Annotated in this window: 9 protein-coding genes; 6 read left to right on the top strand and 3 right to left on the bottom strand. The window is 62.3% G+C overall.

All coding sequences use genetic code 11. The annotated features are described in order from the left end of the window. The first annotated feature begins 58 nt into the window (after window positions 1-58). A complete protein-coding gene (locus GOX53_RS12235; RefSeq protein ID WP_171176669.1) occupies window positions 59-3,730 on the top strand; it encodes a vitamin B12-dependent ribonucleotide reductase in 3,672 nt (1,223 codons plus the stop codon). A 642-nt stretch (window positions 3,731-4,372) separates the two neighbouring features. Then, complete coding sequence (locus GOX53_RS12230; protein WP_171176667.1) at window positions 4,373-4,615, top strand: hypothetical protein; 243 nt, start codon at window positions 4,373-4,375, stop codon at window positions 4,613-4,615. 98 nt (window positions 4,616-4,713) lie between these two features. On the opposite strand, the gene GOX53_RS12225 is transcribed toward GOX53_RS12230, so the two are convergent. Then, window positions 4,714-6,258 carry a trimethylamine methyltransferase family protein gene (locus GOX53_RS12225; protein WP_171176665.1) on the bottom strand — a complete coding sequence of 515 codons (1,545 nt, stop codon included), beginning with the start codon at window positions 6,256-6,258 and terminating at the stop codon, window positions 4,714-4,716. A 357-nt stretch (window positions 6,259-6,615) separates the two neighbouring features. Between GOX53_RS12225 and GOX53_RS12220 the strand changes: the two genes are divergently transcribed. Beyond that, window positions 6,616-7,197, top strand: coding sequence for an outer membrane protein (locus GOX53_RS12220; RefSeq protein WP_171176663.1), 582 nt, complete (start codon window positions 6,616-6,618; stop codon window positions 7,195-7,197). A 63-nt stretch (window positions 7,198-7,260) separates the two neighbouring features. On the opposite strand, the gene GOX53_RS12215 is transcribed toward GOX53_RS12220, so the two are convergent. Together GOX53_RS12215 and GOX53_RS12210 are read right to left on the bottom strand one after the other, a co-directional pair. Then, entirely contained in the window at window positions 7,261-8,463 is a 1,203-nt protein-coding gene (locus GOX53_RS12215; protein WP_171176661.1) for a pyridoxal phosphate-dependent aminotransferase, read from the bottom strand. A 53-nt stretch (window positions 8,464-8,516) separates the two neighbouring features. Further along, complete coding sequence (locus tag GOX53_RS12210) at window positions 8,517-8,867, bottom strand: MmcQ/YjbR family DNA-binding protein (protein WP_171176659.1); 351 nt, start codon at window positions 8,865-8,867, stop codon at window positions 8,517-8,519. Window positions 8,868-9,081: 214 nt separating this feature from the next. On the opposite strand from GOX53_RS12210, the gene cysS reads away from it, so the two are divergent. The 3 genes from cysS (at window position 9,082) to GOX53_RS12195 (ending at window position 13,113) form a co-directional block, all read left to right on the top strand. Beyond that, window positions 9,082-10,548 carry a cysteine--tRNA ligase gene (cysS, locus tag GOX53_RS12205; RefSeq protein WP_171176657.1) on the top strand — a complete coding sequence of 489 codons (1,467 nt, stop codon included), beginning with the start codon at window positions 9,082-9,084 and terminating at the stop codon, window positions 10,546-10,548. Window positions 10,549-10,699: 151 nt separating this feature from the next. Further along, window positions 10,700-12,334: a citramalate synthase gene (gene cimA / locus GOX53_RS12200; protein ID WP_171176655.1), complete on the top strand. Its 1,635-nt coding sequence runs from the start codon at window positions 10,700-10,702 to the stop codon at window positions 12,332-12,334. Between the two features lie 2 nt (window positions 12,335-12,336). After that, the gene (locus GOX53_RS12195) at window positions 12,337-13,113 is read left to right on the top strand and encodes a squalene/phytoene synthase family protein (RefSeq protein WP_171176749.1); all 777 of its coding nucleotides are present in this window, start codon (window positions 12,337-12,339) and stop codon (window positions 13,111-13,113) included. Window positions 13,114-13,115 lie beyond the last annotated feature (2 nt).

The raw sequence follows: 13,115 nt of genomic DNA, 5'->3' as shown, positions 1-13,115 counted from the left end.
GAATCTTCCGTGGCCCGAGGGCCGCAATTTGAGTTGAGTTGAAGCTGGGACAGCGGTCATGAAGATTGAAAGAAAATTCACCAAGGCAGGTCAGGACGCATATGCAGATCTGGATTTCGTGTCCGCGACGTCCGAGATTCGCAACCCCGACGGCACCATCGTTTTCCGCCTCGACGAGATCGAAGTGCCCGCCCGCTGGAGCCAGGTCGCCAGCGACGTGATCGCGCAAAAGTATTTCCGCAAGGCCGGCGTCCCCTCGCGCCTCAAGAAGGTTAAGGAAAAGGATGTTCCCGAATTCCTGTGGCGTTCGGCCCCGGCTGATGCGGATGTCGAGTTCACGGGTGAGACCTCGTCCAAGCAGGTCTTCGACCGTTTGGCCGGTGCCTGGGCTTACTGGGGCTGGAAGGGCGGCTATTTCTCGACCGAGGAGGACGCGCGCGCCTATTTCGACGAGATGCGGTACATGCTCGCGACCCAGCGTGCCGCGCCCAACTCTCCGCAGTGGTTCAACACCGGTCTGCATTGGGCCTATGGCATCGACGGTCCCGCGCAGGGGCATCACTATGTCGACTACAAAAGCGGCAAGCTGACCAAGTCGAAATCGGCCTATGAGCATCCGCAGCCGCATGCCTGCTTTATTCAGTCGGTCGACGACGATCTGGTCAACGAAGGTGGCATCATGGACCTGTGGGTGCGCGAGGCTAGGCTGTTCAAATATGGCTCAGGCACCGGGACCAACTTCAGCCACCTGCGCGCCGAGGGCGAGGCGCTGTCGGGTGGCGGCAAATCATCGGGCCTCATGGGCTTCCTGAAAATCGGCGACCGCGCCGCTGGCGCGATCAAATCAGGCGGGACAACCCGTCGGGCAGCGAAGATGGTGATCGTGGACGCCGATCACCCGGATATCGAGCAGTTCATCGAGTGGAAAGTGCTCGAAGAGCAGAAGGTGGCAAGCATCGTCGCCGGCTCGAAAATGCACGAAAAAATGCTGAACGGCATCTTCGCCGCGATCCGCAGCTGGGACGGGGTGCAGGACGACGCTTATGACCCCAAGACCAATGAGGGGCTGAAAGAGGCGATCCGCGAGGCCAAGAAGGTCGCGATCCCGGAAACCTATATCAAACGCGTGCTGGATTACGCCCGCCAGGGCCATGACAGCATCGAATTTCCGACCTACGACACCGATTGGGACAGTGAGGCCTACAGCTCGGTCTCGGGTCAGAACTCCAACAATTCGATCCGGGTGACCAACGCCTTCCTCAAGGCGGTCGAGAAGGACGCCGATTGGGAGCTGATCAATCGCACAAACGGCGAGGTCGCCAAGACGGTCAAGGCACGCGATCTGTGGGAAAAGGTGGGACATGCCGCCTGGGCCTGCGCCGATCCGGGCATTCAGTATCATGACACCGTGAACGAGTGGCATACCTGCCCCGAGGATGGCCCGATCCGTGGCTCGAACCCGTGCTCGGAATACATGTTCCTCGATGATACCGCCTGCAACCTGGCGTCGATGAACCTGCTCACCTTCCTCAAGGACGGTGTGTTCCAGGCCGACGACTATATGCATGCGACGCGTCTGTGGACCCTGACGCTGGAAGTGTCGGTGATGATGGCGCAGTTCCCGTCCAAGGAAATCGCCAAACTGTCCTATGACTTCCGCACGCTCGGTCTGGGCTACGCCAATATCGGCGGCCTGCTGATGAACATGGGCTACAGCTACGACTCGGATGAGGGCAGGGCGCTGTGTGGCGCGCTGACCGCGATCATGACCGGTGTCGCCTATGCCACCTCGGCCGAGATTGCCGGAGAGCTGGGGCCGTTCGCGGGCTATGAGCGCAACGCCGATCACATGCTGCGCGTCATGCGCAACCATCGCAACGCCGCTTATGGCGCCGCCAACGGCTATGAGAAGCTGGCGGTCAAGCCGGTGCCGCTGGATCACGCCAACTGCCCGGATGCGCGTCTGGTCGATCTGGCCATGTCGGCCTGGGACGAGGCGCTGAGCCTTGGCGAAAAGAACGGCTACCGCAACGCGCAGGCCACCGTGATCGCGCCCACCGGCACCATCGGTCTGGTGATGGATTGCGACACGACGGGGATCGAGCCGGATTTCGCGCTGGTCAAATTCAAGAAGCTGGCAGGCGGCGGCTATTTCAAGATCATCAACCGCTCGGTGCCCGCAGCACTTGAGCATCTGGGCTACAGCTCCAGTCAGATCGAGGAAATCGTGTCCTACGCCGTGGGCCACGGCACCATCGGCAACGCGCCGGGGATCAACCACACCTCGCTGACCGGCCATGGCTTTGGCCCCAACGAGCTGCGCAAGGTGGACGAGGCGCTGGAATCGGCCTTTGACATCCGCTTTGTCTTCAACCAGTGGACACTGGGTGAGGAGTTCTGCACCGGTGTGCTGGGCATCCCGGCACCCAAGTTGGCCGACCCGACCTTCGATCTGCTGCGGCATCTGGGCTTTACCCGCGCCGATATCGACGCGGCCAACGACCATGTTTGTGGCACCATGACCCTGGAAGGCGCGCCGCATCTGAAGGAGGAGCACTATTCGATCTTCGACTGCGCCAACCCCTGCGGCAAGAAGGGCAAGCGCTTCCTGTCGGTCGACAGCCACATCACCATGATGGCGGCGGCGCAGAGCTTCATCTCGGGCGCGATCTCGAAGACGATCAACATGCCCAACGATGCCACTATCGAGGATTGCCAGAAGGCGTATGAGCTGTCCTGGTCCCTCGGCATCAAGGCCAATGCGCTCTACCGGGACGGCTCGAAGCTGAGCCAGCCGCTGGCGGCAGCGCTGGTCGAGGATGACGACGAGGCGGCGGAAGCGCTGGAAAGCGGCTCGCCCGCCGAAAAGGCCGCCGTGCTGGCCGAGAAGGTCATCGAGAAGGTGGTGGTCAAGGAAATCGTCCGATCGCATCGCGAGAAGATGCCGGAACGCCGCAAGGGCTATACCCAGAAGGCGATCGTGGGCGGCCACAAGGTCTATCTGCGGACCGGCGAATACTCCGACGGCTCGCTGGGCGAGATCTTCATCGACATGCACAAAGAGGGCGCCGGGTTCCGGGCGATGATGAACAACTTTGCCATCGCGGTGTCGGTCGGCCTGCAATATGGCGTGCCGCTTGAGGAATTCGTCGACGCCTTCACCTTCACCAAGTTCGAACCGGCGGGGATGGTGCAGGGCAACGATTCGATCAAGAACGCCACCTCAATCCTCGACTACATCTTCCGTGAGTTGGCCGTCAGTTATCTCGATCGCACCGATCTGGCACATGTGAAACCCGAAGGCGCCAGCTTTGACGATCTGGGCCGGGGCGAGGAAGAGGGCGTGTCGAATTTCACCGATGTCAGCGAAACCGCTGCGTCGAAATCGTTGGAGGTGCTGAAACAGATTTCCTCGACCGGGTATCTGCGCAAGCGCCTGCCGCAGGAACTGGTGGTGCTGAATGGCGGGCAGGGCACCGGGGCCACGGCGCTGAACGGTGCGGCCGACCCCGTCGCCGCAATCCAGACGCTGGTGCCGGAAGCCGGCGGAGTGGCAGAGGGCGCAACCGCGCTTTCCACCGGAACCGTCAGCGGAATGGATGCCCGCACCAAGGCCAAGATGCAGGGGTATGAAGGCGATCCCTGCGGCGAATGCGGCAACTACACGCTGGTGCGCAACGGCACCTGCATGAAGTGCAATACCTGCGGGGCTACGAGCGGCTGCTCGTGACCTGACCGGAAACGCACCGGCAACGGTGTGTAGGGACCGGGGTTCCTCCCTTGGTGGCCCGGTCCCGACGAAACCCGAGATGAGGCATGGCCCGAGACTTACCCAAAGGCGCCCCATCTCACACGGCGAAACATGCCCGTGTTTCGCCGGCTACAGGGTGGGGCGGAATATCAGTCCTTCCCACTCTCTCACGGGGCGGGTGCGCTCGCCCCATGCGACGTCCAGGCCGCAGGCAAAAAACACCGGGCGGTCAATGAACGGAGCCTGGACGGCGAAACTGACAGGGGGGCCTTGGCCCCCCTTTTTTCATCGGATAGCCGATGTGAATCAGGCGATGTTTCCGGGTGAACATGCCGAATCTCACCGACATGTGTATGGACATGCGATTTCAACCGCATGAAGTGAGTCGTTTCACACATGCGGCGGGTGTCTGCCGGAACGCGGGTTTCAAGCAGGGGAAGAATTGCCGAACGGCCTCAAAGCCGTTTGGCCGCGCGGGGGACCGCGTAAATCCAAGGGCGAATCAGGCGGGCATTGGCGCGAATCCGCGAAAACGCATTTCTTGCCGTGACGCCGGTATGCGGAAAGGTGTTTCTGGGTCTGTCCGGACAAGACATTCAAACTCACACAGGAGACACCGCAATGAAACCGCAAACCCTGCCTCTTCTGGCTGCCCTTGCCCTTGCCATTCCCGCAGTGGCATCGGCCCAAACGGCAGACGCAAACGGTGATGGTGTACTGACCATTGACGAAGTGCAGGCTGTCTTTCCCGAAATCGATGCGGAAGGCTTTGCCAACATTGATGTGAACGGGGACGGGTCGCTGGATCAGGAAGAGGTCACAGCCGCTCAAGAAGCAGGTCTGATGCCCGCGACCGACGGCTGATCGGCGCCTCTCAAAACAACGGCGGCCATCATCTTGCACGGCCGCCATTGCAAATGCCTCGTGAAAGCCGGGAGTACGCTCCCGGCTTTTTCAATGGGTTAGGACGACAAGTGAATGTTGAACCTGGCGCGAATGGCGGCATCCAGCGCCGGGTCGAACCGAGCCGCTGCGCGTTCGGACAGGATCTCTTCCTTTTTCGCGATGGCCTTCTTGATCAGGTCGGGCTTTTTAAGCTCCACCCATTCCTTGGGCGAGGTGCGGTCGCCAAGGGTCGGGTAGACATAATCGGCCTGCATCCGGCCCAGAGTCTGGTCCGTTCCAAGGTAGTGCCCGGTACCGCCCAGGCAGACCTCGGCGATCTGATCCAGCGCCAGGGTTTCATCCGTCACCTCGATCCCGCGCACGCAGCGCAACGCCTGACCGATCAGATCGTCGCTCAGGATGAGGCTCTCGAAACAAAAGCCCAGCAGGGACGAGTGCATGCCTGCCGCCTCATAGACCATGTTGAGCCCTGCAAGGCCTGCCATGACGTTCGAGCACATCTGCTCCCACCCGGCTTGCATGTCGGGCAGTTTCGAGTCGGATGCGCCAGCGGCGGCTCCGCCCGGCAGGCCATAGAACTTGTGCATCTGGGCACAGCCCGCGCTCAGCAGCGCCTGTTCGCCGGATCCCACGGTCATCGCGCCGGTGCGCAGGTCCAGGCCAAACGGCCAGGTGCCGAAAATTGCCGGAGCGCCGGGTTTGACCGCGTTCACATAGACCAGACCGGCCAGACATTCGGCGGTGGCCTGCACGATGGCGCCCGCCACCGTCGAGGGCGCGGTGGCCCCCGCCATGCCGGCCGAGAGCAGCAATACCGGCATACCGGCCTTGATGCACTCCTCCATGACTTCGCAGCTTTCGGTCGCGAATTTCATCGGCGGCACGACGAAGCAGTTCGAGTTCGAAACGAAAGGCCGCTCGCGCCACTTGTCCTCGCCTCCGGCGATCATGTGCAGCATCTCGACTGCGGGGGCCACAAAGTCGGGTTCGGTGAACGAGGTGCCGATATGCTTGGTGGTGCCCGAGCAGCAGGCATAGATGGTATTCAGGTCCATCTCGCGGTTGTCGGGAATGTCGCGGCAGACCATGGGGCGCTGGACAAAGTGGATATTGTCCAGCCGGTCGCAGATCCGGGCGGCATCGTGCAGGTCCTGCACGGTTGAATCGCGATACTCGCGCCCTTCGACATCCACCATGTGTACCGCGGCCCCCGCAGTGCCGTAATGCACCCGGCTGCCGCTCAGCTCCAGATCGGTTTTGCCGTCGCGGCTGTGGAGCGTGACCGACCGGTTCGCCTTGGCCAGCGTATCCTCGACCAGCGCGCGGGGGAACCGGATGCGGCCGTCGTCGCCCAGAATGCACCCGGCGCCGACAAGATAGTCGACGCCACTTTGCGGCGCATCGGCCAGGCCGATCTGCTCCAAGGCGTCGAGGGCTGCGGTGTGGATGCGCTCCATATCCTGCTGGCTGAGCGGCTTGTACGTGCCACCTTCCATGCCCGGCCGCACCGGGCGCAGATGGTCGGGCAGAGCGGTTGCGCGGGCAGCCCGACGCGCGGCGCGGCCGCCGCTACGAGATGAGCTACGGGATTGATCGTTCATGTGTGAGTTCCGGAGTTTAATCTGAGAAAAAGTGGGATTGCGTCAGATTGACCCGGGACGGCCCCGCGCGGCACGACCCCGGTCCGCACCGATGGTGCGACACACAAGGTTGATTTTGCACTGTTGGACCTGCATCGCGTGCCTCCGTTTCGGATCATCCTGAGGCGCAAAAACCCGCCTGTCTATTCCAAATGCGACCGATTTTTTGGGCGGTTTGATGCCGCGGCGCAGCGATTTCGGCCAGTCCCCGCCGCCTGCTCGGACGCCGCCCGCGCGGCCTCTGGAAACCGGGTGTCGGCGTTCCTTGGTAGGGGCTGCGGGCGCGCAAAGGCGTCCCGATTGACAGGAGAAGTCACAATGACCCGTATCGTATCAATGGCCGCACTGGTCGCGGCACTGAGCAGTCCCGTCTTGGCTGGCAACATCACCGAACCGGTGATCGAGCCGGTCCCGGCCGCTCCGCCGCTACCGGCGCCTTATCAGGGTGGCGACTGGACCGGCGCGTATCTGGGTGGCCAGATCGGTCAGCTGGATGTTGATCCTTCGGCAGGCGCGGGGGGCGACGATGTCTCTTATGGCCTGCATGCCGGTTACAACTACGATTTTGGCCGCTTCGTTCTGGGGGGTGAAGTCGACTATGACTGGACCGACATCGATCTGGGTGGCGCGGCCACGGTGGATTCGGTGCTGCGCGGCAAGGTCAAGGCCGGCTATGACTTTGGCCGTGTGCTGGCCTATGCCACAGGTGGCGTGGCCCAGGTGGATACCTCACTTGGCGATGAAACCGGTGAGTTCTACGGGGTAGGCCTGGCTTATCAAATGACCCCTCAATGGGTGCTCGGTGCCGAAGTGCTGGAACACCAGTTCGACGATATCGGCGGTTCGGGTATTGGCGCGGACGCCACATCGGCATCGGTGCGGGCCACCTTCCGCTTCTGATAGCTGACAACGGCGGCGCGGTTCGGTTGAGCCGCGCCGTTTTCCGGGTTTCGCGCGGCGGAGTTATCCGGTCTCACTGAAACGCATGGATTTGTCGGCAACCAGTTGTGCGGCGAAATCGCACAGAGTTTCCAGCGATTTGGCAAAGGCCTCATCCGCGACTGTCATGGCCACTCTTACGTGGCCCGACGCTGCCTGCCCGAAACTCTCGCCGGGCAGGACGGCAATGCGATGCGTGTCCAGCAGGGCATTGGCGAAGGCCTCACCGCTCATGCCGGTCGCGCGCGTGTCCAGCATCAGATACATCGCGCCCTGCGCCGGGATCAGACCGACCGTGTTCTGCCGCGCAAGGATCTCCTTGGCCAGTGCCCGGCGGCGGCGGAAGGGCTCGGCAATCTCATCCTCAAGGTGATTGCCCTCGCTCAGCGCATAGCTGGCGGCATCCTGAATGAACCCCGGCACTCCGTAGGTGGTGTGGGTGGCGAGGTTGATCAGGTGGCCAATCACCTCTTCCGGCCCGACGATCCAGCCGCAACGCGACCCGGTCATGGCATGCGATTTCGACATCGACCCCACCACCAGCGTCCGCGCGGCCATGTCGGGTAGGGACCGGGGCGAGATATGCTCACCCTCCCACACCTGCGTGTCATAGACCTCGTCCGAGATCAGCCACAGATCGCGATCCCGGCAGACCCCGGCGATGCCCTCCAGCGTCTCGCGCGAATAGACCACGCCGGTGGGGTTGTTGGGCGAGTTGATCAGCAGCGACACCGCATCTTCGGCGGCGGCGTCTATGTCCTCGGCCCGGGGCTGAAACGCATCCTCGGCCCGGGTTTGCACCGCTTTCGCCACCGCACCCACACCCCGGATCGTGCCGGGATAGGTGGCGTAATAGGGATCTAGATACAGCGCCGTATCACCCGCATCGCAGACAGCACTATGGGTGGCGAACAGGGCGGCCTGACCGCCGGGTGTGATCAGCACGTTGTCGCGGGTTGTCGGCACGCCGGTGCGCGCCTGTACCCGGGCGGCAACCGTATCGCGCAGCAGCGCCGTGCCCGGCACCATCGCGTAACCGGTATGCCCACCCACGGCTGCATCGTTCATGACGCTCAGAATCGAAGGGTCGGTGCGGATGTCATGTTCGCCGATGGTCAGTTCGGTCACCGCGACGCCCTCGGAAATCATCCGTCGCGCGCGATAGAACACGTCCCAACCGTCCGACCCGCCGCCGGTCAGATGGGTGATGCGATGCGACAGCTTCATTCTCTGCCTCCCTCTCTCTTCAAGGCGGAGAGGGGCAGAGCATTGCCGTTTTGTCAATCGGGATCGCGCGGCGGCAGCGTCGCCTGCAGCTTTTTCGTGAGCGCGCCGCGCACGATGTCATAAGACGTGAACAGACGGTGGCGCAGCTCATCCTCATCCGTGCCCCAGGGCAGACGAATCCAGCTGCGGTGAAAATACGGGGCCTTTTCGCCCACGCCCGCATCGATCAGCATCTGCGCGGTTTCGATATCAGGCGTCTTGACCGAGACGCCGTCATTTGCCGTGCCGATACAGGCGAACATCTTGCCGCCCACCTTCCACGCATCATGCCCGCCGCCCCACGGGTCCGAGACCTCGGCCCCGGGCAGGTTTTTGCAGATCGAATTGACGGTTTCGCGGCTCATGGCCTCACTTTGCCGAAGGCGCGTCGCTTACTCAAGACTTGGCGCGCGCGGCTTCCCGTGTTATGCGAGGGGCATGAACCGGACCATTTGCATCATTATCTGCTGCATTTCCTGCTGAACTTCACGCGGGCCGGTTTCTTTCGTTTTCATCCCTGAGACAAGTTGCTAAGCCCGCGCCAACGCGTTTGCGCCTGTTGCTTAAGGAACTGACCCGATGACGACGATCAAGCTGCACAACACCAAGACCCGGAAGAAGGAGGAGTTCGTCCCCCTCGATCCAGCAAATGTGCGGATGTATGTCTGCGGACCAACCGTTTATGACCGGGCTCACATAGGCAACGCGCGGCCCGTGGTGGTGTTCGACATGCTCTACCGCCTGTTGCGCGAGGTCTACGGCGCCGATCACGTCACTTACGTGCGCAACTTCACCGACGTGGACGACAAGATCAACGCCACCGCGCTAGCCCGTAAACAGGCCGGGGCGGAGGGAACATTGGAAGAGCTGGTGCAGGCACGCTCGGATGAGACGATTGGCTGGTACCTGAAGGATATGGGCGAGCTTGGCACGCTTGAGCCATCCATTCTCGGTGAAAGCCATGAAAAGGCGATGCCGCGCGCGACCCAGTATATCGCGCAGATGATCGCGATGATCGAGGACCTTATCGGCAAGGGCCATGCCTATGCCGCCGAGGGTCATGTGCTGTTCGCGGTCGACTCGTGGAAAGAGGAATACGGCAAGCTCTCGGGCCGCTCGGTCGACGACATGATTGCCGGTGCGCGGGTCGAGGTGGCACCTTACAAGAAGAACCCGATGGATTTCGTGCTGTGGAAGCCCTCCACCGATGATCTGCCGGGCTGGGAGTCACCTTGGGGCCGGGGGCGTCCGGGCTGGCATATCGAGTGCTCGGCCATGTCCCACGAATTGCTGGGCGAGAGTTTCGACATTCATGGCGGCGGCAACGACCTGATGTTCCCGCATCACGAGAACGAAATTGCGCAAAGCCGGTGCGCTCACCCGGGCGGAGAGTTCGCGCGTGTCTGGATGCATAACGAGATGCTGCAGGTCGAAGGCAAGAAGATGTCCAAGTCGCTTGGCAATTTCTTTACTGTGCGTGATTTGCTGGAGCAGGGCGTGCCCGGCGAGGTGATCCGCTTCGTGTTCCTGCAGACCCACTATCGCAAGCCGATGGATTGGACAGAGAGAAAGGCGAAAGACGCTGAAGCAACGTTGAGGCGATGGCACAAAATGACATCCGACGTAAAGCCGGGCCGAGTAGATGAGGCAGTGCTTTCTGCTTTAAAAGATGACCTCAACACTGCTGGTGCGATTGCAGAGCTTTTTCGCTTGGAACGTTCGGCAAGCCGTCAAAAGACAGCTTCGAATGACCCGATGGATTTACACAAGGGTTTGCTATCCAACTTCCTTGCATCTGCACAATTTCTGGGATTGCTGTTGGACGATCTGGGCGCTTGGGCTGAAATGGCTGATGTGGATCTGTTCGCATTCGTCGAGAAATTGGCGTTGGCCCGCGAGACAGCGATGCAGACCAAGGACTTCTCGGAAGTTGATCGCCTCAAAGCAGCTTATGTCGCAGCAGGGCTAGAGGTGCGCATGAGCAAGGTAGGAGTTGAACTGTTGCCAGGTCCTGACTTCGACGCCTCGAAGCTGGAGGCGGTGTAATGGCCGGTTCTTTCGAAACACAGGCCAGTGCTCGATCGCGGGTGGGCGCTGTAGCGCCCGCCCATGGGGGTGGTCGGGCTATGGCCGTGCCGCAAGCGGCACGACCGAGTGGTGATGATGTCTGCCGCTGTAAGTGTTGGGAGCAGGAGACATGACCAAGGAACGCCTCTATCTCTACGACACCACCTTGCGCGATGGGCAGCAGACGCAGGGCGTGCAGTTCTCGACCGCCGAGAAGGTACAGATCACGCAGGCTTTGGACGAGTTGGGATTGGATTACATCGAAGGCGGTTGGCCCGGAGCGAACCCGACCGATAGCGCGTTCTTTGACGTGGTCCCGGCGACCAAGGCGCGGCTGACGGCGTTTGGCATGACCAAGCGCTCGGGCCGGTCCGCCGAAAATGACGATGTGCTGGCCGCCGTGACGAACGCGGACACGCAGGCCGTGTGTCTGGTGGGTAAGGCGCATGATTATCACGTGACCCACGCGCTCGGCATCCCGCTGGAAGAGAATGTCGAGAATGTGCGCGCTTCGATGGCGCATCTCGCAGGCCGGGGGCGCGAGGCGCTGTATGATGCCGAGCATTTCTTTGACGGCTATAAGGACAATCCGGCTTATGCGGTCGAGGTCTGCAAGGCGGCGCTCGACGCCGGTGCGCGCTGGATCGTACTGTGCGACACCAATGGCGGCGCCTTGCCGTCCGAGGTCGGGCGGATCGTGACCGAGGTGATCGCGGCGGGCATACCGGGCGAGCGGCTGGGCATTCACTGCCATAACGACACCGAGCAGGCGGTGGCGTGTTCTCTGGCTGCCGTCGATGCCGGCGCGCGCCAGATTCAGGGCACGCTCAACGGGCTGGGCGAGCGGTGCGGAAATGCCAACCTGACCGCGCTGATCCCGACGCTGCTGTTGAAAGAGCCCTATGCCAGCAAATACGAGACCGGCGTGACGCGCGAGGCGCTGGCGGGGCTGACGCGGATCAGCCGGATGCTGGACGATATCCTGAACCGGGTGCCGACGAAACAGGCGGCCTATGTGGGCGCCTCGGCCTTTGCGCATAAGGCGGGGCTGCATGCAAGTGCGATCCTCAAGGACCCAACGACCTATGAACACGTAGACCCGGCCACCATCGGCAATGCGCGCATCATTCCGATGTCGAACCAGGCCGGGCAATCGAACCTGCGCAATCGTCTGGCCGAGGCCGGGCTGACGGTTGAGAAGGGTGACCCGGCGCTGGGGCGCATACTGGAGCGGATCAAGGTGCGTGAAGGTGAGGGATATTCCTACGACACCGCGCAGGCCAGTTTTGAGTTGCTGGCGCGGGAGGAACTGGGGCAATTGCCCGAGTTCTTCGAGGTCAAGCGCTACAAGGTCACCGTCGAGCGGCGCAAGAACAAGTACAACAAGATGGTCAGCCTGTCTGAGGCCGTCGTTGTGGTGAAGGTGGACGGGGAAAAGAAGCTCTCGGTCAGTGAATCGCTGGATGACAGCGGCAGCGACCGGGGCCCGGTGAACGCGCTGGCCAAGGCGCTGGCCAAGGACCTGGGGCAGTATTCGGATATCCTGAAGGACATGCATCTGGTCGACTTCAAGGTGCGGATCACCCAGGGCGGCACCGAGGCGGTGACGCGGGTGATCATCGACAGCGAAGACGGGCAGGGGCGGCGCTGGTCCACCGTGGGGGTCAGCGCGAACATAGTTGACGCGTCCTTTGAGGCACTACTCGACGCGATCCAGTGGAAGCTGACCCGAGATTGCGGGGCGCATACGGCTGCGGCGCAGTGAGTGTGGAATTCAGCGACGACCTGAACGCCTGCGCGGCGCTGGTGCAGCGGGGCGATCCCGACCGGTTTCTGGCAGCGATGGCCGCGCCGGTGGCCGCACGCAAGGTGCTGTTCCCGCTCTACGCGCTAAATGTCGAAGTGGCGCGCGCGCCCTGGGTCACGCAGGAACCGATGATCGCCGAGATGCGGTTGCAATGGTGGCGCGATGCACTGAGTGAGATCGCCTCAGGTCAGCCGGTGCGGCGGCATCAGGTGGTGACGCCTTTGGCAGCGGTTCTGTCTGCGGAGCAGGCGAGCTTGTTGGATGAATATGTGGCCGTAAGGCGCTGGGATATTTACAAAGACCCGTTCGACGACACCAGGCACTTCACCAAATATATTGACGAGAGTGCGGGGGCCCTGACCTGGGTGACCGCCTGCGTTCTGGGAGACGCCAAGGAAAGCGTTGTGCGCGATTTCGGCTTTGCGGCGGGCGTGGCGAACTGGTTCCGCGCCATCCCCGAGCTTGAGGCGCGCGGGCGCATCCCCTTGCTCGACGGCACTCCGGACGGGGTGCGGCGGATGGCGCAAGAGGCGCTGGATCGGCTGGCCCGTGCGCGCGCCAATCGTGGTGCTGTGTCTCCGGAAGCACGTCCGGCGCTGTTGGCTGGTTGGCAGGCCGGTCCGATCCTGCATCAGGCCATGCGCGCGCCTGACCGCGTTGCCTCTGGCGCTTTGGAGCAGAGCGAGTTCAAACGCCGGGCATCCCTGATGTGGGTCGCGGCGACCGGGCGCTGGTAGAG

It is taken from the genome of Ruegeria sp. HKCCD8929, assembly GCF_013031405.1.
Lineage (GTDB): Bacteria > Pseudomonadota > Alphaproteobacteria > Rhodobacterales > Rhodobacteraceae > Ruegeria.
Note: the sequence above shows the minus strand (reverse complement) of the source record. Positions and strands in the feature narration are given on the sequence as shown.